This is a genomic window from Nocardioides asiaticus (assembly GCF_040049175.1).
GTDB lineage: Bacteria > Actinomycetota > Actinomycetes > Propionibacteriales > Nocardioidaceae > Nocardioides > Nocardioides cheoyonin.
On sequence record NZ_JBDZDM010000001.1, the window covers coordinates 396,055 to 416,960 of the forward strand.

General features: G+C 72.2%; 21 protein-coding genes. 3 read left to right on the plus strand and 18 right to left on the minus strand.

The window, feature by feature from the left end; translation table 11 throughout:
• Nucleotides 1-12: 12 nt before the first annotated feature.
• From ABLE53_RS01875 to ABLE53_RS01920, 10 genes are all read right to left on the minus strand, one after another.
• On the minus strand, nucleotides 13-1,194 hold the full coding sequence (locus ABLE53_RS01875) for a glycosyltransferase family 4 protein (RefSeq protein WP_348856857.1): 1,182 nt from the start codon (nucleotides 1,192-1,194) through the stop codon (nucleotides 13-15).
• A gap of 98 nt (nucleotides 1,195-1,292) precedes the next feature.
• A complete protein-coding gene (locus tag ABLE53_RS01880) occupies nucleotides 1,293-2,114 on the minus strand; it encodes a GNAT family N-acetyltransferase (RefSeq protein WP_348856858.1) in 822 nt (273 codons plus the stop codon).
• A 9-nt stretch (nucleotides 2,115-2,123) separates the two neighbouring features.
• Nucleotides 2,124-2,909: a GNAT family N-acetyltransferase gene (locus tag ABLE53_RS01885; protein ID WP_348856859.1), complete on the minus strand. Its 786-nt coding sequence runs from the start codon at nucleotides 2,907-2,909 to the stop codon at nucleotides 2,124-2,126.
• A gap of 11 nt (nucleotides 2,910-2,920) precedes the next feature.
• The gene (locus ABLE53_RS01890) at nucleotides 2,921-3,712 is read right to left on the minus strand and encodes a GNAT family N-acetyltransferase (protein ID WP_348856861.1); all 792 of its coding nucleotides are present in this window, start codon (nucleotides 3,710-3,712) and stop codon (nucleotides 2,921-2,923) included.
• A 40-nt stretch (nucleotides 3,713-3,752) separates the two neighbouring features.
• Nucleotides 3,753-5,054, minus strand: coding sequence for a 23S rRNA (adenine(2503)-C(2))-methyltransferase RlmN (gene rlmN / locus ABLE53_RS01895; RefSeq protein WP_348856863.1), 1,302 nt, complete (start codon nucleotides 5,052-5,054; stop codon nucleotides 3,753-3,755).
• Between the two features lie 55 nt (nucleotides 5,055-5,109).
• Nucleotides 5,110-5,502: a hypothetical protein gene (locus ABLE53_RS01900; RefSeq protein WP_348856864.1), complete on the minus strand. Its 393-nt coding sequence runs from the start codon at nucleotides 5,500-5,502 to the stop codon at nucleotides 5,110-5,112.
• Nucleotides 5,499-6,047, minus strand: coding sequence for a histidine phosphatase family protein (locus ABLE53_RS01905; protein ID WP_348856865.1), 549 nt, complete (start codon nucleotides 6,045-6,047; stop codon nucleotides 5,499-5,501). The genes ABLE53_RS01900 and ABLE53_RS01905 overlap by 4 nt, the downstream gene beginning before the upstream one ends.
• Before the next feature lie 23 nt (nucleotides 6,048-6,070).
• Nucleotides 6,071-7,789, minus strand: coding sequence for a glycerol-3-phosphate dehydrogenase/oxidase (locus tag ABLE53_RS01910; RefSeq protein WP_348856866.1), 1,719 nt, complete (start codon nucleotides 7,787-7,789; stop codon nucleotides 6,071-6,073).
• Nucleotides 7,790-7,804: 15 nt separating this feature from the next.
• Nucleotides 7,805-9,322 carry a glycerol kinase GlpK gene (gene glpK, locus ABLE53_RS01915; protein WP_348856867.1) on the minus strand — a complete coding sequence of 506 codons (1,518 nt, stop codon included), beginning with the start codon at nucleotides 9,320-9,322 and terminating at the stop codon, nucleotides 7,805-7,807.
• 60 nt (nucleotides 9,323-9,382) lie between these two features.
• Complete coding sequence (locus ABLE53_RS01920; RefSeq protein WP_348856869.1) at nucleotides 9,383-10,252, minus strand: MIP/aquaporin family protein; 870 nt, start codon at nucleotides 10,250-10,252, stop codon at nucleotides 9,383-9,385.
• Between the two features lie 241 nt (nucleotides 10,253-10,493).
• Here ABLE53_RS01920 and ABLE53_RS01925 point away from each other — a divergent pair, with 241 nt between their 5' ends.
• On the plus strand, nucleotides 10,494-11,243 hold the full coding sequence (locus ABLE53_RS01925) for an IclR family transcriptional regulator (RefSeq protein ID WP_348856870.1): 750 nt from the start codon (nucleotides 10,494-10,496) through the stop codon (nucleotides 11,241-11,243).
• On the plus strand, nucleotides 11,240-12,751 hold the full coding sequence (gene glpK / locus ABLE53_RS01930) for a glycerol kinase GlpK (RefSeq protein WP_348856871.1): 1,512 nt from the start codon (nucleotides 11,240-11,242) through the stop codon (nucleotides 12,749-12,751). The genes ABLE53_RS01925 and glpK (ABLE53_RS01930) overlap by 4 nt, the downstream gene beginning before the upstream one ends.
• A 4-nt stretch (nucleotides 12,752-12,755) precedes the next feature.
• Here glpK (ABLE53_RS01930) and ABLE53_RS01935 read toward each other — a convergent pair whose 3' ends face one another.
• The 5 genes from ABLE53_RS01935 to rpsB form a co-directional block, all read right to left on the minus strand.
• A complete protein-coding gene (locus ABLE53_RS01935) occupies nucleotides 12,756-13,670 on the minus strand; it encodes a phosphatidate cytidylyltransferase (protein WP_348856872.1) in 915 nt (304 codons plus the stop codon).
• A 13-nt stretch (nucleotides 13,671-13,683) separates the two neighbouring features.
• A complete protein-coding gene (frr, locus tag ABLE53_RS01940; protein WP_348857755.1) occupies nucleotides 13,684-14,238 on the minus strand; it encodes a ribosome recycling factor in 555 nt (184 codons plus the stop codon).
• Between the two features lie 80 nt (nucleotides 14,239-14,318).
• A complete protein-coding gene (gene pyrH, locus ABLE53_RS01945; protein ID WP_348856873.1) occupies nucleotides 14,319-15,032 on the minus strand; it encodes a UMP kinase in 714 nt (237 codons plus the stop codon).
• Between the two features lie 162 nt (nucleotides 15,033-15,194).
• Nucleotides 15,195-16,004 carry a translation elongation factor Ts gene (gene tsf, locus ABLE53_RS01950; RefSeq protein ID WP_348856874.1) on the minus strand — a complete coding sequence of 270 codons (810 nt, stop codon included), beginning with the start codon at nucleotides 16,002-16,004 and terminating at the stop codon, nucleotides 15,195-15,197.
• Between the two features lie 50 nt (nucleotides 16,005-16,054).
• Nucleotides 16,055-17,011, minus strand: coding sequence for a 30S ribosomal protein S2 (gene rpsB, locus ABLE53_RS01955; protein WP_348856875.1), 957 nt, complete (start codon nucleotides 17,009-17,011; stop codon nucleotides 16,055-16,057).
• A gap of 415 nt (nucleotides 17,012-17,426) precedes the next feature.
• On the opposite strand from rpsB, the gene ABLE53_RS01960 reads away from it, so the two are divergent.
• Nucleotides 17,427-18,077, plus strand: coding sequence for a murein hydrolase activator EnvC family protein (locus tag ABLE53_RS01960; RefSeq protein WP_348856876.1), 651 nt, complete (start codon nucleotides 17,427-17,429; stop codon nucleotides 18,075-18,077).
• Nucleotides 18,078-18,098: 21 nt separating this feature from the next.
• On the opposite strand, the gene ABLE53_RS01965 is transcribed toward ABLE53_RS01960, so the two are convergent.
• The 3 genes from ABLE53_RS01965 to ABLE53_RS01975 form a co-directional block, all read right to left on the minus strand.
• Nucleotides 18,099-18,998 carry a tyrosine recombinase XerC gene (locus ABLE53_RS01965; protein WP_348857756.1) on the minus strand — a complete coding sequence of 300 codons (900 nt, stop codon included), beginning with the start codon at nucleotides 18,996-18,998 and terminating at the stop codon, nucleotides 18,099-18,101.
• Nucleotides 18,999-19,072: 74 nt separating this feature from the next.
• Nucleotides 19,073-20,242, minus strand: a complete 1,170-nt coding sequence (gene dprA / locus ABLE53_RS01970; RefSeq protein WP_348856877.1) for a DNA-processing protein DprA — start codon at nucleotides 20,240-20,242, stop codon at nucleotides 19,073-19,075.
• Nucleotides 20,239-20,898, minus strand: a complete 660-nt coding sequence (locus ABLE53_RS01975) for an ATP-binding protein (protein ID WP_348856879.1) — start codon at nucleotides 20,896-20,898, stop codon at nucleotides 20,239-20,241. The genes dprA and ABLE53_RS01975 overlap by 4 nt, the downstream gene beginning before the upstream one ends.
• Between the last annotated feature and the right edge of the window lie 8 nt (nucleotides 20,899-20,906).

Consider the following 20,906-nt stretch of genomic DNA (forward strand, 5'->3'; position numbering starts at 1 on the left):
GTCAGAGTGCGCTCAGACGACGAGCCGCGCCGCGCTCTCGGCCCGCTCCGCGATGACGTCGCGGTAGTGGCCGACGAGGGCGTCGTTGACGTTCTTCCACGACTTTCCGGCCACGCTCATCCGGCCGTTGCGACCCATCCTGCGCCGCTCGCACGGGTCGCGGTGGAGCCGCTCGACGTACGCCGCGAGCTCGAGCCCGTCGCCGGGCTCGTAGAGGAACCCGGTCGCCCGGTCCTGCACGATGTCGACGGGACCGCCGGAGCGTGGCGCGACGACGGGTACGCCGGACGCGAGCGCCTCCTGCGCCGACTGGCAGAACGTCTCGTGGCGGCCGGTGTGGACGAAGACGTCGAGGGAGGCGTACGCCGCTCCGAGCTCCTCGCCGTGCAGCACTCCGAGGAAGCGGGCACGCGGGAGCAGCTCGCGGAGCCGCTGCTCCTCGGGCCCGCCTCCGACGAGGACCAGCGCGTAGCGGTCGTCGTGGTCGAGGTGGGCGAGGAGTTCGAGCTCCTTCTCGGCGGCCAGCCGGCCGACGTACCCGACGATCGTCTGGCCGTCCGCGGCGATGCTGCGGCGCAGCTCGTGGTCGACGCGCGAGGGGTGGAAGGTCTCGACGTCGACGCCCCGGGGCCACAGCGCGGTGCGGAGGATGCCGAGCCGGTCGAGCTGGGTGAGGCTCGCGGTGCTCGGGGCGAGCGTACGGTCGGCGGCGCCGGCGTGGATGCGGCGGGTCAGCGCAGCGGCGGCGCGCACGCCGCCGGCGATGTTGTAGCGCGCCGCGAAGCCGACCAGGTCGGTCTGGTAGATCGCGACGGTCGGGATGTCGAGCTCGTTCGCGACCCGCAGAGCCTGGTAGCCGAGGGTGGCGGGCGAGGCGACATGGACGACGTCGGGGCGGAAGCGCAGCATGACCTGCCGGAGCCGACGACGGGTCTCGAGGCCGATCCGGAACTCGCGGTAGAACCACAGGTTCGCGCCGCGCGCGCGGACGACGGCGAACCCGGCGTACTCCTCCGGGCCGGTCGGCGCGACCAGCTCGGCCTCGTGCCCCTCGGCGGCGAGGTGCTCGAGCACGCGGCGGACGGAGTTGGTGACGCCGTTGATCTGCGGGAGGAAGGACTCGGTGACGACCAGCACGCGCAGCCGGTCGCCGTTGCCGGCGGTCGTGGCGGTGAGCTCGAGCTGACTGGTCATGCTCCGATGCTCGTCGGCTCGGCGCAACGAAACGGTGAGCCGAGTTGACGTGTCGGTGAATCTCGTGTGGCAAGAGGTGCACGCGAGACGCTTCGCGTCTAGAGGGAAAGACGGTACGAGCGCTCCTGGCCGTAGGCGCCGAAGCCCGCCCGGCGCAGGATCGGCGCGCTGGTGCCGGTCCGGCCCCTGACGAGGGCGACCTGCGCCCCGTGCTCGGCGGCGTACGCCAGCCGGGTGGCGAGGATCGCGCGGTAGAGCCCGCGGCCGCGGTAGGGCTCGAGCACACCGCCGCCCCACAGCCGGGCGTCGCGGCCCGCGATCGTCAGCCCGCCGTACGCCGCCGGGCGGCCGTCGACGTAGGCCAGGACCGCTCCCCCGGTGCCCGTGCGCTGGCTGGCGGCACCGTGGCGGCCGTCGTCGGCCGCGTCGGCCTCGGTCGGCGGGTCGCCACCGAAGATCTCGGCGGCGAGGCGGCCCATGTCGCGCGCGGCGGCGGTATCGGTGACCCAGCGCAGCTCGACGCGGCTCCGCGTCCCGGGGGTCTCGGTGGTCTCGGGCGTCTCGGGGAGGCGGTGGCCGTCGGCGAGGTCGAGCGCGAACGCGTCCACGGCCTCGTCGAGCCGGCCGCCGCGGGCCACGATCTCCTCCTCCAGGCCGGCCGGGGCGTCGAGGCGCACCCAGACCGTGAGCGCGTCGTCACGGAGTCCGTCGCCGAGCCTGCGCGCCTGCGCGAGCGCCTCGTCGACCAGGTCGGCGACCGGCCGGAGGGCATGGGCACGGAGCAGCTGCAGCGGGTTCGGGAAGTGGTCGGGCAGCCTGACGATGAGGAGCTCCTCGGTCTGGACCCGTGGCGCGCCCGGCGGCACCCAGCGCCACCGCGCGAAGGCGGCCCGGACGTCGGCGTCGTCGAGGGAGCTCACCGCTGCAGGCTAGCGAGCCTGCCCGAGCGGTACGACGTACGACCGCTCCTGCCCGAACACCTCGAAGCCGGCCCGGCGCAGGATCGGGCCGCTCGTCTCGACCCGGCCCTTGACGAGGCCGATCGTAGCGCCGTGGTCGGCGGCGTACGCCAGCCGGGCGGCGAGGACGGCGCGGTAGACGCCTCGCCCGCGGGCGCTCTCGACGACGGCGCCGCCCCAGAGGCGCGCGTCGCTCCCGGCGACGACGAGGCCGCCGGTCCCGACCGGCTCGCCGTCGAGGTAGGCGACGACCCGGCCGCCGCGGCCGGCGGCGTACGCCTCGGACTCCTCCTCGACGATCCGGGCCAGGCGCTCCTCGGGCGGCATCGTCCCGCCGAACACCTCGACCTCGACCCGCTGGCCGTCCCGGACGGTCGCGAGGTCGACGAACCAGCGCAGCTCGAGCTCGGGCGGCTCCAGGTCGGGTACGCCGGCGGAGAGGTCGAGCGCGAAGGCGTCGAGCGTCTCCTCGGGCTCGCCGCCGCGGGCCCGCAGCGCCTCGTCGAGGCCGGCGGGCGCGTCGAGCCTGACCCAGGCGTTGAGGCTCGGCGGCCCGAGCTCGCGGGCCCGCGCGAGCGCCTCGTCGAGCACCTGCCCGGTGGCGCGGCCGCGCGGCCGCAGCCGGGCGAGCTCGAGCGGGTGGATGAAGTAGTCGGGGAACCGGACGAGCAGGTACTCCTCGGTCTCCACGGTCTGCGCGAAGTCGGGGATCCAGAGCCACCGGCCGAAGGCCGCGGCGGCGGTGTCAGGGGACACGGGCACGGCCCTCACCCCTCGCCCAGCGGCAGCAGGTAGGAGCGCTCCTGGCCGTACGCCTCGAAGCCGGCCCTCCGGAGCGTGGGCGCACTGGTGGACACCCGGCCCTTGACCAGCGCCATCGAGGCGCCGTGCTCGACGGCGTACGCCAGGCGGGCGGCGACCATCGCGCGGTAGGCGCCGCGGTGCCGGGCCTCCGTCACGACCGCCGAGCCCCAGAACCGGGCGACGCCGTCGACGAGGCTCACGCCGCCGGCACCGACCGGGCGGCCGTCGACGTACGCGACGACCGCACCGCCGCGCCCCGCGGCGTACTCCTCCGCGGAGTCCGCCGCCACTGCGCGGAGCTCCTCCTCCGGCTTGAGCTCGCCCTCCTCCCAGGCCTCGACGAAGACCCGGTTGCAGTCGACGGCGGTGGGCAGGTCGGTCCGCCACCGGGTCTCGACCCGCTCCGGTACGGCGAGGTCGGGCGGGTCGGTGAGCGGTCGGGCGAGGACGTCGGTGGTCTCGAGCAGCGTGCCACCGCGCGCACGGAGGAGCTCCTCGAAGCCCTCGGGGGCGTCGAGCTTGACCCAGGCGTGGAGCTGCGGCAGGCCGAAGCTGTGCGCCTTCTCGACGACCTCGTCGAGCGCCTTCTCCGCCGGCGCGGCGGGGCAGAACCGCTGCAGCTCGAGCCGATGGGTGTAGTGGTCGGGATACCGCACGAGGAGGTAGTCGGCGGTGTCGACGACGGTGGCGTCGTCGGGGTACCAGATCCAGGCGTTGCTGGCGGCCGCCACCGCGGCGGCGTCGAAGGCGGTCACGGACCGCGATGCTAGCAAGTTAGCGTCGCGGTGTCGCGGGCTACTTCTCGACCGCCGCCAGCTGCCCGCAGGCGCCGTCGATCTCGCGGCCGCGGGTGTCGCGGACGGTCGTGGGGATGCCCTTCGCCTCGAGTCGCCGGACGAACTCACGCTCGTCGGCCGGGTCGGAGGCGGTCCACTTCGAGCCCGGCGTCGGGTTGAGCGGGATCAGGTTCACGTGCACCCATCCCCACTGCGTTGGATCTGGCCGAGCGTGTCGCTCCGCGCCACGCTGCCGGCCCGTTGGATCTGGCCGAGCGTGTCGCTCCGCGCCACGCTGCCGGCCCGTTGGATCTGGCCGAGCGTGTCGCTCCGCGCCACGCTGCCGGCGGCCATAGGAGTTGAGGACGTCGGCGAGCAGGTCGGCGCGGTGCGCCTGGTCGTTGATGCCGCGCATCATGGCGTACTCGATGGAGACGCGGCGCTTGGTCTTGTGGGCGTACTCCCACGCCGCCTCGACGGTCTCGGCGACCGAGAAGCGGGTGTTGATCGGGACCAGCTCGTTGCGGAGCTCGTCGTCGGGCGCATGCAGGCTGAGCGCCAGGGTGACCGGGATGCCCTCGTCTGCGAGCTGCCTGATCCGTGGGACGAGGCCGACGGTGGAGACGGTGATGCCGCGCGCGCTCATGCCGAGCCCCTCCGGCGAGGGAGCCGTGAGCCGGCGAACGGCGCCGATGACCGCCTTGTAGTTGGCGAGCGGCTCCCCCATCCCCATGAAGACGACGTTCGAGACCCGGCCGGGACCTCCCGGGACCTCGCCGCGGGCGAGCGCGCGGGCGCCGGCGACGACCTGCTCGACGATCTCGGCGGTGGACATGTTGCGCTGTAGTCCGCCCTGGCCGGTGGCGCAGAACGGGCAGGCCATCCCACAGCCGGCCTGGCTGGAGACGCACATCGTGGTGCGGTCGGGGTAGCGCATGAGCACCGACTCGACGAGCGCGCCGTCGAAGAGCCTCCACAACGTCTTGCGCGTGGTGCCCCTGTCCGCCTCGAGGGTGCGCAGGGACGTCATCAGGTGGGGCAGGAAGCCCTCGACCAGCTCGGCGCGCTGGGCCGCCGGGAGGTCGGTCATCTGCTCGGGGTCGTCGACGAGCCGCTCGAAGTAGTGGACCGAGAGCTGCTTGGCCCGGAAGCCGGGCAGACCGAGCCGCTTCGCCTCCTCCTGTCGCTCGGCCAGGGTCAGGTCGGCGAGGTGGCGCGGGGGCTTCGCGCGGCCGCGCGGTGCGCTCATCACCAGCGGAAGCGCGCGGCCGGCCTGGGCGGCGGCCTCGGCCTCGGGCGAGTGCGGGGAGGGCTCGGACATGACGCCTCCATTCTCCCATCGGCGTACGCCGCGGCCTAAACGGCGCGGTCGCCGCTCAGGCGTGCTCGATGAGGATCCAGAGCACCAGCGAGGCGACGCCGACCACGACGACGAACGTCGAGACGATCCCGAGCCAGACGAACTCCGCGAACCGCCGTGTCTTCCGCGGGATGAGCAGGGCGAGAGGTACGACGAGCGTGATGAGCACGTAGGGGAAGTAGTCCTCGGCCTTCTCCTGCCCGAACACCCACGCCAGGATCGCCGTGGCCAGGCCGGGGACGAGGATGATGAACACCAGGCCCGCGTAGAAGCCGGTCAGCGCGGCGAAGGTCGGGTGGGAGCCCTGCCACCAGTTCCACCAGTGCCGGTGGCCGCGGTCGGCCGGAGGCAGGTGACCGCCGCCCGCTGGCACGTCGGGCTCCGTGACGGTGGAGACGTCGTCGCTCATCGCCACCACCGTAGCCGCTCTGCGGCCGGGAGGCCGGGAGCCGCGTCGACCACGATCACGTCCGGCATCGCGAGCGCGCGCCAGCGGGCGAGGTCGGGCGCCGAACCGGTGAGCTCGGCGACCAGAACCGTCCAGGCGGTGCCGTGGCCCACCAGGACCACGTCGTCCCCCTCGTGCGCGGACAGGATGCCGTGGGCGGCGGCCGTGACGCGGTCGCGGCAGGCGGCGAGCGGCTCCCAGCCGTCGTACGCCGGCAGCGACGGCTCCTCGAAGGCCCGTCGTACGACGGCGTCGAAGTCGTCGAGCCAGCCCGCCGGCCGCACGTGCTCCCGCAGCCCGTCGACGACGCCGACCTCCCCGTCGGTGAGGAGCCCGGCGGTCTGCCGGGCCTTGGGCTCCGGGGAGGAGTACCAGGCCGCACCTGCCGGCAGCCGGTCGCGGAGCGCCCACACCTCGTCGAAGGATGCCGGGTCGAGCTCCCACTCCGACGCCGGGCGGGTGCGGTCGATCGCGGGCCGGCCGTGCCGGACCAGGAAGAGTGCCACGGGAACGCGACTCTAGGGCACCGTCAGCTGAGCGGCACCACGTCGGCCGCCCCGAGGCGCGCGGCGTCGGCGGTCTGGTCGTCGGGCATCCGCTGGCTCTGGATCTCCGCATCCACCCGCTTGAGGTAGTGGTCCACCTCGAGGCAGCGCTGGTTCTCGCTCCAGCCGAGGACCGGGGCCATCAGGGAGGCGGCCTCCTCGGCCGCCTCGGTGCCGCGGTCGAAGGTCTCGATCGAGATCCGGGTACGCCGGGTGAGGACGTCGTCGAGGTGCCGGGCCCCCTCGTGGGACGCGGCGTAGACCACCTCCGCGCGCAGGTAGTCGGGGGCGCCCGCGAGCGGCTTCCCGAGCGCCGGGTCGGCATCGATGAGGGCGAGGATCTCGTGCACGATCGAGCCGTAGCGCTTCAGGAGGTGCTCGATCCACACCTCGTGGAGCTCGTGCCGCTGCGCGAGCACGTTGCGCGAGTTCCAGAGCGCCTCGTAGCCCTCCGCGCCGAGCAGCGGGATCCGCTCGGTGACCGAGCCGGGGATCCGCTTGTCGAAGTGGGCGGCGAGGCCGAAGACCGCCTCGTCGACGGCGTCCTTCGCCATCACCCGGTAGGTGGTGTACTTCCCGCCGGCGACCACCACGAGCCCCGGCACCGGGTGCGCCACGGCGTGCTCGCGGGAGAGCTTCGACGTCGCGTCCGACTCGCCTTCGAGGAGCGGGCGCAGGCCGGCGTACACACCCTCGACGTCCTCCCGCGTCAGCGGCGTAGCCACGACCGCGTTGACGTGGTCGAGCAGGTAGTCGATGTCGGCCTCGCTCGCCGCCGGGTGGGCCTTGTCGAGGTTCCAGTCGGTGTCGGTCGTGCCGATGATCCAGTGCCGACCCCATGGGATCACGAACAGCACCGACTTCTCGGTGCGGAGGATGATGCCGGTCTCCGACCGGATCCGGTCCTTGGGCACCACGAGGTGGATGCCCTTCGACGCACGCACATGGAACTGCCCGCGCTGCCCGCCCAGCGACTGGGTCTCGTCGGTCCAGACGCCGGTGGCGTTGACGACCTGGCGGGCCCGGACGGTGAGCGGGACGTCGGACTCGAGGTCGACGACGACCGCCCCGGTGACGCGCTCGCCCTCGCGGACGAAGTCGGTGACGCGTGCGCGGGAGACGACGGCCGCACCGTACGACGCCGCCGTACGCGCGAGGAACATCGTGTGCCGCGCGTCGTCGACCTGGGCGTCGTAGTACTGCAGCGCGCCGACGAGCGCGTCCTTGCGCAGCGACGGCGCCAGTCTGAGGGCGTGGCGCCTGGTCAGGTGGCGGTGGAACGGCACCCCCGCGCGCCCCGACACCCGTGCCATGACGTCATAGAGCGCGACGCCCGCGCCGGCGTACAGCCGCTCCCAGCCGCGGTGCTGCAGCGGGTAGAGGAACGGCACCGGGTGCACCAGGTGGGGTGCGAGCTGCTGTATCAGCAGGCCGCGCTCCCGGAGCGCCTCGGCGACCAGGCCGAAGTCGAGCATCTCCAGGTAGCGAAGCCCGCCGTGGACGAGCTTGCTCGACCTGCTCGAGGTGCCCGACGCGAAGTCACGCGCCTCCACCAGGCCGACCCGCAGTCCCCTGGTGACGGCGTCCAGCGCGACCCCGGCGCCGACGACGCCGCCACCGATCACGAGGACGTCGAGCTCCTCGCCCGCGAGCCGGCCCAACGCCTCCGCGCGGTACGCCGGGGACAGTGCTGTCGCTCTCATCTGGTTCCGGTCGACCTACTCGACGTCCACCCAGCCGACGGTGCGCTCGACGGCCTTCTTCCAGCCCTTGTAGCCCTCGGCGCGCTTCTCGTCGTCCCACTGCGGCGACCAGCGCTGGCCCTCGTGCCAGTTGGCACGCAGCTCGTCGGTGTCCTTCCAGAAGCCGACGGCCAGCCCGGCGGCGTACGCCGCTCCGAGGCAGGTCGTCTCGGCGAGCTCCGGGCGGCTCACCTCGACGCCGAGGATGTCGGCCTGGATCTGCATGCACAGCTCGTTGGCGGTCACGCCGCCGTCGACCTTGAGCACCTCGAGCCTGACCCCGGAGTCCTGCTCCATGGCCTCGGCGACGTCCTTGCTCTGGTAGCAGATCGCCTCCAGCGTGGCCCGGGCGATGTGGGCGTCGGTGTTGAAGCGGCTCAGACCGACGATCGCCCCGCGGGCGTCCGAGCGCCAGTACGGCGCGAACAGACCGGAGAACGCCGGCACGAAGTAGATCCCGCCGTTGTCCGGGACCTGGCGGGCGAGGATCTCGCTCTGCGCCGCGCCGGAGATGATGCCGAGCTGGTCGCGCAGCCACTGGACCGCGGACCCGGTGACGGCGATCGACCCCTCGAGCGCGTAGACCGGGGCGTCGTCGCCGAACCGGTAGCAGACCGTGGTGAGGAGTCCTGCCTTGGAGCGGACCAGCTCCGTGCCGGTGTTGAGCAGCATGAAGTTGCCGGTGCCGTAGGTGTTCTTCGCCTCCCCCGGCGCGAAGCACACCTGCCCGACGGTCGCGGCCTGCTGGTCGCCGAGGATGCCGGTGAGCGGGACGTCGCCGCGGAGCGGCCCGCTCCGCAGGGTCTTGCCGTAGCCGTCCGGCTCGCTCGACGACCTGATCTCGGGGAGCATCGCCCTCGGGATGCCGAAGACCTCGAGGAGCTCGTCGTCCCACTCGCAGGTCTCGAGATCCATCAGCATCGTGCGGCTGGCGTTGGTGACGTCGGTGATGTGGACGCCGCCGTCGGTGCCGCCGGTGAGGTTCCACACCAGCCAGGAGTCGGTGGTCCCGAAAATCGCGTCGCCGCGCTCCGCGGCCTCGCGTACGCCGTCGACGTTCTCGAGGATCCACTTGATCTTGCCGCCGGCGAAGTACGTCGCCGGCGGGAGCCCGGTGCGCTGCCGGATCAGGTCGCCGTGGCCGTCGCGCTCGAGCTTCGACGCGATCCGGTCGGTGCGGGTGTCCTGCCAGACGATGGCGTTGTAGTAGGGCCGGCCGGTGTTCCGGTCCCACACCAGCGTGGTCTCGCGCTGGTTCGTGATCCCGACGGCGGCGAGGTCGCCCGCGTTGAGACGGGCCTTCCCGAGGGCCGACTGGATCACGGAGCTGGTGCGCTCCCAGATCTCGACCGGGTTGTGCTCGACCCAGCCGGGCTTCGGCATGATCTGCTCGTGCTCGAGCTGGTGCCGGGCCACCTCCCGGCCGTCGTGGTCGAAGATCATGAACCGCGTGCTGGTCGTGCCCTGGTCGACGGCGCCGACGTAGTCAGCCATCGTGTCCTCCTGCTGGTTGCTGCTCGTGGGTGTCGTGGTTCGGTCGGGTGCGCTGGTCGGTCACGCGTTGGGGATCGGCTCGCTTACGGCGGAATCCTCCCCCCTCGCCGAGGGAACCCGCGCGCTGTCGGGCGTCCGGCCCGGCGGCTGCTCGGGCGGGAGCCCGTCGAGGTGCCGCTCGACGAGCAGCTTGAAGGCGCCGCCCCCGACGAGACCGCCCACGAGGGGCGCGACGATCGGCAGCCAGAAGTAGAGGTCGCCGTGCTGGTCCCGCATCGCGCCGCCGTACCCGGTGATGAGCGACGCCAGCCGGGGCCCGAAGTCACGGGCGGGGTTGATCGCATAGCCCGCGTTGGCGCCCCAGGCCATCCCGATGCCGACCACGAGGAGCCCGACGATCACCGGCCCGAGGTTGGCGAGCGGCGGGTTGTTGAGCTCGGTGGTGACGGCGAAGACCACGAAGACCAGGATGGCGGTGCCGACGACCTGGTCCAGGAAGGCGCCGCCGATGTCGACGTGGCCGGTGCCGTTGCCCGGCAGGGTCGAGAAGATCCCCTGGGTGGCGATGGTGTGGCCGGGATCGGTCGCGCCGATGAGCTCGGCGTACGCCGCCCGCACGATCAGGGCCGCGACGAACGCGCCGAGGAACTGCGCGAGGCAGTACGGCAGGACCTTGCGCCACTCGAAGCCCTTGAAGACCGCGAGCGCCAGCGTCACCGCGGGGTTGATGTGAGCACCCGAGAGCCGCGCCGCGACGTAGATGCCGAGGGTGACGCCGAGCCCCCAGGCCCAGGCGATCGAGTCGTGGTCCCCGAGGCTGCCGTTCTTGCTGGTGATGACCTGCGCCACCACTCCGCAGCCGAACAGGATCAGGATCATCGTCCCGGCGAACTCCGCGCACAGCTCTCCGATGAGCCGCTTGTCCTTCATGCTGTCCTCCACATGCCCGGTGCGGCCACGAGGGCGGCCGCACGTGTCGATGAGCGGGTCTGTTGTGTCGTACGTCACACGATGTCCAGGCGGTCGCGTCGGGCGCCAGAGCGGGCGTTCGGCCATGTCGAACGATCGGTCGGCATGGCCGAACGGCACCGGAGACGGCACGAGCGGGCCCTGTCGCGCCGTGGGCGTCATCGCCTCGGGAAGGTAAAGCGCGCGGCGTAGCCTCGAGGCCGTGCCCCATGGAATCCAGTCCATCGAACGCGCAGCGGCGGTGCTCGGCCTCCTCGGGGCGGTGGGCGAGCCGGTGACGCTGGGCGACCTGTCCCGCATGCTCGGCCTCGCCAAGGGGACCACCCACGGCATCCTCCGCACGCTGTGCGGTGTCGGGTTCGTGGCGCAGGAGCCGGGCTCCGGCCGCTACCACCTCGGCGCCGGTCTCGCCGCCATCGGCGCGCCGCTCGACCCCCACCTGCTGAGGTCGCGCTCGGTGAACTGGGCCGACGGGCTCGCCGCCCGCACCGGGCTCGAGGTCCAGGTCGGCATCCCGAAGGGTCCCGCGGTGGAGCTGATCCACCACGTCTTCCGGCCAGACGGCTCGCCCCAGAAGCTCCGGGTCGGTGAGCTGCAGCCGCTCCACGCCACGGCCCTCGGCCACGTCCTGCTCGCCTTCTCCCCCGTCGTCTCGCGGCACCTGCCGGTCGACGCACGCAACCTCGACGCGGCCGTCGGCGGCGAGGTCGCCCGCGACGTACGCCGGACCCAGCGCCGCGGCTGGTCGCTCGTCGACGGGATGCTCGCCCCGGGCGTGGCAGCCCTGGCGGCGCCCATCCGCCACCACGGCGGTGCCGTCGTCGGCGCGCTGGCCGTGGTGGGACCCAGCACCAGCGTGGTCGGGGTCGGCGGCGAGCCGCGCCCGTCGCTTCCCGAGCTCGTCTCCACCACCGCGCGGTCGGTGTCGAGCACGCTCGAGGAGCGACTGTGACCGGCCGTTTCGTCGCCGCGATCGACCAGGGCACGACCTCGACCCGGTGTCTCGTCTTCGACCACGCCGGCCGCATGGTGGCCGTGGCCCAGCACGAGCACCGGCAGCACTTCCCGCTGCCCGGCTGGGCCGAGCACGACGCCTCGGAGATCTGGCAGAACACCCTCCGCGTGCTGCCCGAGGCCCTCCGGAGCGCATCCCTGGAGGTCAGCGACATCGCCGCGGTCGGGATCGCCAGCCAGCGCGAGACGACAGTGGTCTGGGACAGGCTCACCGGCCGCCCGGTCGCGCCCGCCGTCACCTGGCAGGACACCCGGACGGCCGCCCTCGTCGAGGAGCTCAACAACGACCCCGTCGCGAGCCTCTTCGAGGAGGTCTGCGGCCTGCGCCCCGCCGGCTACTTCGCGGCACCGCGGCTGCGCTGGCTGCTCGACCACGTGCCCGGGCTCCGGCGGCGCTGTCGTACGGGCGAGATCGCCTTCGGGACCATCGAGTCCTGGCTGATCTGGAACCTCACCGGAGGGCCGGACGGCGGCGAGCACCTGACGGACGTCACCAACGCCAGCCGGACGATGCTGATGGACATCAGGACTCTGCAGTGGGACAAGCGGCTGGTCGACGCCCTGGACATCCCGACGGAGATCCTGCCGGAGATCCGCCCGAACGTGCAGGTGTACGGCACCTGCCGGGTCGGCCTGCCCGGCGTACCGATCGGCGGGGCCTTCGGCGACCAGCAGGCCGCGCTGTTCGGCCAGACGTGCTTCGACGAGGGCGAGGCCAAGTGCACGTACGGCACCGGCGCGTTCCTGCTGATGAACACCGGCGACCACATCGCGCCCTCCCGCAACGGCCTGCTCTCGACCGTCGCGTACGCCCGGGACGGCGAGCCGCCGACGTACGCCACGGAGGGCTCGATCGCGGTCGCGGGGGCGCTCGTCCAGTGGTTCCGCGACTCCCTGGAGATGATCAAGTCGGCGCCCGAGATCGAGACGCTCGCGAGACAGGTCGAGGACAACGGCGGCTGCTACATCGTCCCGGCGTTCGCCGGGCTGTTCTCGCCGCACTGGCAGCCGGACGCGCGCGGAGTCGTCGTCGGCCTGACGTCGTACGTCACGAAGGCGCACCTCGCCCGCGCCGTCCTCGAGGCCACGGCCTACCAGACCGCCGAGGTCGTCGATGCGATCGCCGCCGACTCGGGGCTCGCCTTCACCCGGCTCAAGGTCGACGGCGGGATGACGGCCAACCACCTGCTGATGCAGTTCGTCTCCGACCTCCTCGGCGTCCCCGTCGAGCGTCCGCTCGTCTCGGAGTCGGTCTCGCTGGGCGCGGCGTACGCCGCCGGCCTCGCGGTCGGCTACTGGCCCGACCTCGAGGTCCTGCGCGGCAACTGGCACCGGGCCGCGCTGTGGGAGCCGAGGATGACCGAGGCCCTGCGCGCTCGCGGACGGGCGGCGTGGAGCCGCGCCGTGGAGCGCACGCTGCACTGGATCGTCGACGAGGACCGGTGACCGGTCAGAACACCGCGTAGTGGAGCAGCAGCCAGACCGGGGCGATGGTGGCGAGGAGCGAGTCGAGCCGGTCCATCAGGCCGCCGTGGCCCGGGATGACCTGGCTCATGTCCTTCACGCCGAGGTCGCGCTTGATGACCGACTCGCACAGGTCGCCGAGGACGGCCATGACGACCGCGATCACGCCGAGCGCGACCCCGACGTACCAGTCGCCGTCGAGGAGCATGGTGACCACCACGATCCCGACCGCCACCGTGAAGACGAACGACCCGCCGAAGCCCTCCCACGACTTCTTCGGGGAGATGACCGGGGCCATCGGGTGCTTGCCGAACAGCACCCCGGCCACGAAGCCGCCGATGTCGGAGGCGATCGTGACGAGGACCCACGCGATGATGCCCTTGACGCCGTCGTCGTCGAACCCGCCGGCGCCCGGGCCGCCGCCCTCGCTGAGCATCAGCGCGACGAACGAGCCGAGGAACGGCACGTAGAGGACGGTGAAGACCGAGGCCGTCGCCGTACGCACGTAGCCCTCGACGCCGCGGTGGAGCAGCCACAGCATGATCGACAGCCCGGTCACCGCCGTCGCGGTGACGAGGGCGTCGGAGCCCCAGAAGTAGGCGACGACGACCATCACCACGCCCCCGGCCATGAGCGGCTGCTCGGGCAGGTCGATGTCCTTGGCGAGCATGCCGCGGCGCAGCTCCCAGACGGCCACGACGACGGCGACCGCGACGACCACCATGAAGGCGGTCTTCACGATGAGCAGGCTGGCCGCGGCGACGCCGAGGAGGACGACCGCCGACGCGATCGACACCGGCACGTTGCGGCCCGCCCGGCCGTAGTCCTTCTGCTTGCCCGGAGGCTCGGGAGCCGCCGGCTCGGGCGGCGGCGTGGAGGCGGGCATCGAGATGTCCGTCATGTCTCCGGCGTCCTCAGACCTCGAGGAGCTCGGATTCCTTGTGCTTGAGCAGCTCGTCGATCGTGTCGGTGTGCTTCTTCGTGGTGGCGTCGAGCCGCTTCTCGGCGCCGGTGACGTCGTCCTTGCCGACCTCGCCGTCCTTCTCGAGCTTCTCGAGGCTCTGCTTGGCGGTACGCCGCAGGTTGCGGACGGCGACGCGGCCCTCCTCGGCCTTGGCGCGGGCGACCTTGATGTACTCCTTGCGGCGCTCCTCGGTCAGCTCCGGGAAGACGCACCGCAGGACCTTGCCGTCGTTGGCGGGGTTCACGCCGAGGTCGGAGTCGCGGATCGCCTTCTCGATGTTGGCCATCGCGCCCATGTCGAACGGCGAGATGATGATGATCCGCGGCTCGGGGCTGGTGAAGCTGGCCAGCTGCTGGATCGGGGTGGGCGTGCCGTAGTAGTCCACCAGGATCTTGTTGAACATGCTGGGGTGCGCACGGCCGGCCCGGATCGCCGCGAACTCCTCACGGGTCGCCTCGACCGACTTGTCCATCTTGGCGTCGGCCTCGTTGAGGATGTCGTTGATCACGGGATCGCTCCTAGCTGTGGGTCGCTTCGCTGCGTACTTCTGTGGCGTCTGTTCGTGACGGTGGCGGTGGCCCGGGGTCAGGCCCGGGAGACCGTCGTACCGATCTTCTCACCCCGGACCGCACGGGCGATGTTGCCGGGAACCGAGAGGTTGAAGAAGACGATCTCGAGGTTGTTGTCGCGGGCCATGCTGATCGCGCTCGCGTCGGCGACGCGGAGGTCGCGACCGAGGAACTCGTCGTACGTCAGGGTCTCGAACATGACCGCGTCGGGGTTCTTCTTCGGGTCGGAGTCGTAGACCCCGTCGACGCCCTGCTTGCCCATGAGCATGACCTCGCAGCGCGCCTCGAGCGCGCGCTGGGCGGAGACGGTGTCGGTGGAGAAGAACGGCATGCCGGCGCCGGCCCCGAAGATGACGACGCGGCCCTTCTCCAGGTGGCGGATCGCGCGGCGGGGGATGTAGGGCTCGGCGACCTGGCCCATCGTGATCGCCGTCTGCACGCGGGTCTCGACGCCGTGCTTCTCGATGAGATCCTGGAGGGCGAGGCAGTTCATGACCGTGCCGAGCATCCCCATGTAGTCGGCGCGGGCGCGCTCCATCCCGCGCTGCTGCAGCTCGGCACCGCGGAAGAAGTTGCCCCCGCCGACGACGATCGCGACCTGCACCCCGGACCGGGCGATGTCGGCGATCTCCCCCGCGATGGCGTTGATGACGTCCAGGTCGAGGCCGACCTGGCCGCCTCCGAACACCTCGCCCGAGAGCTTGAGGAGTACGCGCTTGTATCCGGTCACTTGCCGTCCTTCCGGGTGGGGTGCTCAGGGGTGCCAAATGAGAAGGGGGCCGGTCCGATGATCACTGTGCGTGCCATCGAACCGGCCTCCTCTGATGTCGCGTCGGTCGTCAGGCCGAACCTATCCGATCCTGAGGTGCTCGGTGCGTGCGTGCCGAGCGCCTCAGGCGCCGACCTCGAAGCGGACGAACCGCTTGACGGTGGTTCCGGCGGCGTCGAGGACCTGCTTGACGCTCTTCTTGTTCTCCGTCACCGACGGCTGCTCGAGGAGGACGACCTCCTTGTAGAAGCCGTTGAGGCGGCCCTCGGCGATCTTGCCGATGATGTGCTCCGGCTTGCCCTCCTCGCGGGCGGTGGCCTCGCCGATCTCGAGCTCGTGCTTGACGATCTCGGCGGGGACCTCGTCGCGGGTGAGGTACTGCGGGCGCATCGCCGCGATCTGCTTCGCGGCCCCCTGGGCGCCGGCCTCGGAGCCGTCGTACTCGACCAGGACGCCGATCGCGGGCGGCAGGTCTGCCGCACGCTTGTGCAGGTAGACCGAGACCGGGCCGTCGAAGTAGGCGACGCCGCCGAGCTCGATCTTCTCGCCGATGGTGATGGCGAGGCCCTGGACGATCTCGGCGACGGTCTTGTCGCCGATCTTGACCTCGTTGAGGGTCTCCACGTCGCCGGCCTTGGCCTCGTCGGCCGCGTCGGCGATCTGCTGGGCTGCCGCGACGAAGTCCTCGCCCTTGGCGACAAAGTCGGTCTCCGACTTGAGCTCGATGAGCGCGCCGCCGGAGCTGGCGACCAGACCGGCGGTGGCCTCACGCTCCGCACCGCGGGCGGCCGCCTTGGCGGCGCCCTTGGTCCGGAGGATGTCGACGGCCTTGTCGAAGTCGCCGTCGGCCTCGGTGAGGGCCTTCTTCGAGTCCATCATGCCGGCGCCGGTGAGGTCGCGAAGCTTCTTCACGTCAGCAGCGGTGAAAGCCATGTGTGTTCCTCTGACTTGCTGGTTCGGGAGTGGGTACGTCGACCGGCGGCTCAGGCCTCGGCGGGGGTCTCCGCCTCGGCGGTGGCCTCGGTGGCCTCGGTGGCCTTGGTCGACTCGGCCGTCTCGGCCGTCTCGGTGGCCGGGGTCTCGGTGGACTCGGTGGCCTCGGCAGCGGGAGCCTCGGTCGACTCCGCAGCGGGAGCCTCGGTCGACTCGGCAGCCGGGGCCTCGGCAGCGTTGCCCTGCTCGAGCAGCTCGCGCTCCCACTCGGCCAGCGGCTCCTCCGCGGCACCCTCGGCGCCCTCGGTCTTCGCGCCGGAGCGGGCGATGAGGCCCTCGGCCACGGCGTCGGCGACCACGCGGGTCAGCAGGCCGACGGCACGGATGGCGTCGTCGTTGCCCGGGATCGGGAAGTCGACCTCGTCGGGGTCGCAGTTGGTGTCCAGGATGCCGATGACGGGGATCCGGAGCTTGCGGGCCTCCTCGACGGCGAGGTGCTCCTTCTTGGTGTCGACGATCCAGACGGCGCTCGGAGTACGCCCCATCTCGCGGATGCCGCCGAGGGTCTTCTCGAGCTTGTCGCGCTCCCGCTTCATCTGCAGGAGCTCCTTCTTGGTGCGGCCGGAGCCGGCGACGTCGTCGAAGTTGACCTCGTCGAGCTCCTTGAGGCGGTTGATCCGCTGGTGCACGGTCGAGAAGTTGGTGAGCATGCCGCCCAGCCAGCGCTGGTTGACGTAGGGCATCCCGACGCGGGTCGCCTGCTCGGCGATGGCCTCCTGGGCCTGCTTCTTGGTGCCGACGAACATGATCGTGCCGCCCTTGGCCACGGTCTCCTTGATGAAGGCGTAGCTGCGGTCGATGTAGGCGAGCGACTGCTGCAGGTCGATGATGTAGATGCCGTTGCGCTCCGTCATGATGAAGCGCTTCATCTTCGGGTTCCAGCGACGGGTCTGGTGCCCGAAGTGGACGCCGCTCTCGAGGAGCTGGCGCATGGTCACGACTGCCATGGTGTTCTTCTCCTTGTGGTGGGCCCCGCGCACCGTGGTGCTCGTCCTTGCCTCGTGCTCGTGTCGAGGACGTGCCGGTGACCGGGGTCCGGTCGGTTTTCAGTTCGCGTCCACCGGGTGGTGGACCCTGACGCCTGCGCGCGGCCCGACCCGACACGCGTTCGGGACTGAGAGCCGTCGCCCACGGGTGGTCGCCCTTCACAAGGGTTGGGCGTCGCGGTCTGCGGACGTGCGAAGTCAACCCATACGGGTTGCGACACCCAGAGTAGTCGCTCACGCCCGGGCCGGGCGAATCTCCGCCGCCGCGGCGCCGGTCGGGCCGGTAGTCGTCCACAACCGCCTCCCCCGTGCGTCCTCTCCACAGGGCGTACGCCGGGCCCTGCCCACCGTCCCTCCCCTCGGCGAGCCTGGGCTCATGGCACTGCGAATCCCGAGTCTCCCCGACCGCGGTCGTGTCCTCGTCGTGGCCCTCCTCGTCGTCCTGGCGACGCCGTGGGCGACCGGCGTCCCGAGCGCCGGCGCCGCCACACCGGCGGCCGTCGGCCACGGCGCGGACCCGAGCGCGGTCGGGGACGATCCTGTCGGGCAGTGGCCGCTGCGCCCGACACCGGAGGTGGTCCGCCGCTTCGACCCGCCGGAGTCCACCTGGGGTCCCGGCCACCGCGGCGTCGACCTGCTCGGCAGCGTCGGCGCCGCGGTGCACGCGGCGCTGCCCGGCACGGTGACCTACGCCGGCGTGCTCGCCGGCCGCGGGGTGGTCGTGGTCGACCACGGGGCCACCCGGACGACCTACGAGCCGGTGGCCGCCTCGGTCGGCGTCGGCGACTCGGTGGCCGCCGGGGCCGTGCTCGGGCGACTGGAGATCGTCCAGTCGCACTGCTTCCCTCGCGCCTGCCTGCACTGGGGGTGGATCCGCAACGCCGACGACGTCTACCTCGACCCGTTGCGGCTGGTCGGCGGCCCGGCGCCGGTCCGCCTGCTGCCGCTCTGGCGCTCTACGCCGGTGAGCAGCGGTGTCGCTCCGGTCCACGGCCGCTGGCTCTCGGCCACCGGGCTCGGGTTCTGACCCGCGCTCTGCCAACCGGTCTCAGGCGCGCGGATGCGCCTGCTGGTAGGCCCGGCGGAGCCGATCCGTGCTGACGTGGGTGTAGAGCTGCGTCGTCGCCAGCGAGGCGTGTCCCAGGAGCTCCTGCACCGACCGCAGGTCGGCGCCGCCTTCGAGCAGGTGCGTCGCCGCGGTGTGGCGCAGTCCGTGCGGGCCGATGTCGGGCGCACCAGGCACATCGGCGATCCGCCGGTGGACGAGCGCCCGCACTGCCCGCTGGTCGATGCGGCCGCCGCGGGCACCGAGGAAGAGCGCCGGTCCCGAGCCGGGGGCGACGAGGCCGGGACGGCCCCGGGTGAGCCACGCGTCGAGTGCGTGGGCGGCCGGGGCGCCATACGGCACGGTGCGCTCCTTGCGGCCCTTCCCGAGCACCCGCACGACGTTGCGCTCCCGGTCGAGGTCGTCGACGTCGAGCCCGACGAGCTCGCCGACCCGGATCCCGGTGGCGTAGAGCAGCTCGAGCATGGCGGCGTCGCGGAGACCGACGGGGCTGCCGTCGTCGGCGAGCTCGGAGGCGGCCCGCAGCAGGTCCTCGGCCTCGTCCGCACGCAGCACGGGCGGCAGCGTGCGGTAGGCCCTCGGAGAGCCGAGGCTGGCGCCGGCGTCGGTCGTCGCGCGGCCGGTGTGGGCCAGCCAGGCGGTGAACACCCGGGCCGCGGTCGCCCGGCGGGCAAGGGTGGTGCGCGAGCGGCCGAGGGTCTGCTGCTTCGCCAGCCAGCTGCGCAGCGTCCGCAGGTCGAGGTCGCCGACGTCCTCGATCCCGAGCCGCGCGGCGTGCTCGAGTAGGCCCGCGATGTCGCCGACGTAGGCACGGACGGTGTGCCGCGTCAGGTCGCGCTCGGAGACGAGGTGGCGCTCGTAGTCACCGAGCACGCGCGCCATCCCCTCAGGCAGCGCATCGGTGGTCTCACCAGTCTCACTGGTCACAGCACGAGTCTAGGACGGAGCACCGGTCGTCACGAGCGAATCGCCTCCGCCGTGAGCTGCCAGCCGTCCGGGACGCGCTCGACGAGCCCGGCCTTCTCCAGGTGGAGCAGCGCCGACGCGACCTCGGCGAACGCGACTCCCGAGGACCGGCTGATCGACAGCGACGATCCACCCCGGCCGGCTGGCACGCCGTCCAGGACCTGCCGGTGTCTGGTGGAGAGCCGGTCCCGCTTCCGCTCGGGTCCGCGGCGCTCCTCGACGAGGAACTCCCCGGGACGCGAGACCAGCTCGAGTGCCTCCTCGCCGCGGGTGACGATCATCCCCTTCCCCGACCTGACCTGCTCGAGCACGCCGAGGGACTGGATGGCGGAGATCGGCCCGGGGACGCACATCAGCTGGCGGTTGAGCTTCGTGGTCCAGTTGGCGGTGTTGAGCGCGCCGCTGCGGGGCGCGGCCTCGGCGAGGACCGTGCCCCGAGCGAGCGCCGCGATGACCCGGTTGCGCGCCAGGAACCGCATCCGGGTGACCGGAAGGCCGGGAGCCAGCTCGGAGACGAGAGCCCCGGTGTCGAGCGCCGCTTGGAGGAGACGCATGTTCTCCTTCGGGTAGAACCGGTCCACGCCGCATGCGAGGACCGCGACGGTCCTCCCCCGGGCTGCGAGGGCGCCGCGATGGGCGGCGGCATCGATCCCGATCGCCCCGCCGGAGACGACGACGAACCCCTTGTCGGCGATGCCGTAGGCGATCTGGCCGGCGGCATCGACGCCGTAGCTCGTCGCCGAACGAGACCCCACGACGGCCACCGAGCGGTCCAGGTCGCCGAGCCGGAGCGGGCCCTTCACCCACAGTCCGAGCGGCACGCCGGTCCGCTCCTGGACCGGCTCCTGGCCGAAGAGGTCCTCGACCTGCGCGGGCCACTCGGCGTCGCCGGGGATCACGAAGCGGATCCCGAGCCGGTCGGCGTCGTCGAGGACCTGGTCCGGCCTCATCGAGTCCAGCCGCGTCGCCACGTCGTCACGGGCGTCACGCAGGCGCTGGTCATGCGGCGTCGCCCGGAGAGCACAGAACAGCTCGTAGGCGTCCATGCCGGCCATGAAGCCGTCGAGGCGTCGGTCGCCCGGCTCGAACAGCAGGTTGAGGGCGACCCGGGCCAGGCGCTCGCGCTCCTGCTCCGGTGCCGTCAGGACCGGGGAGCTCATGCGGACCTCCGCTCGTAGTCGGACACCTGCAGGGCCTCACCGGTGCGCAGCCGCAGCGCGGTCCGGATCTCGGGTACGCCGGGACGCGGAGTGCCGGCGAGGTCGGCGACCGTCCACGCGAGCCGGTGGACCCGGACCGCGCCCCGGCGGCTCAGCTTCCCGGCATAGACCAGCTTGTCGACGATCACCTGCGCCGGGTCCGGCAGCGGCCACCGCTCCCGGAGCGCGGCACCGGAGACGTGGCCGTTGAGACGCCAGCCCGTGCCGGCGTACCGCTCCTCCTGGCGGCGCCGCGCCTCAGTCACGCGCACCCGGACCGTCGCGCTGCTCTCGGGCCGGGCCAACGGATCGAACTCGTGGGGACGAAGCGGCCTCACGTGCCGCGTGATGTCGATCCGGTCGGTGATCGGTCCGGTGACCTTCCTCAGGTAGTTCTCGCGCTCGAGCTGACGGCAGTTGCAGCCGCTGTTGACCACATCGGCGTCGTAGTTGCCGCACGGGCACGGGTTGGCCGCGAGGACGACGATGCTGCGGGCCGGCAGGGTGACGGTCTCCTCGGCTCGCGCGACCGTGATGTCGCCGCTCTCCAACGGTTCGCGGAGCGCCTCGATCGCATCCGCGCGGAACATCGGGAACTCGTCCAGGAAAAAAACCACTTAAACAC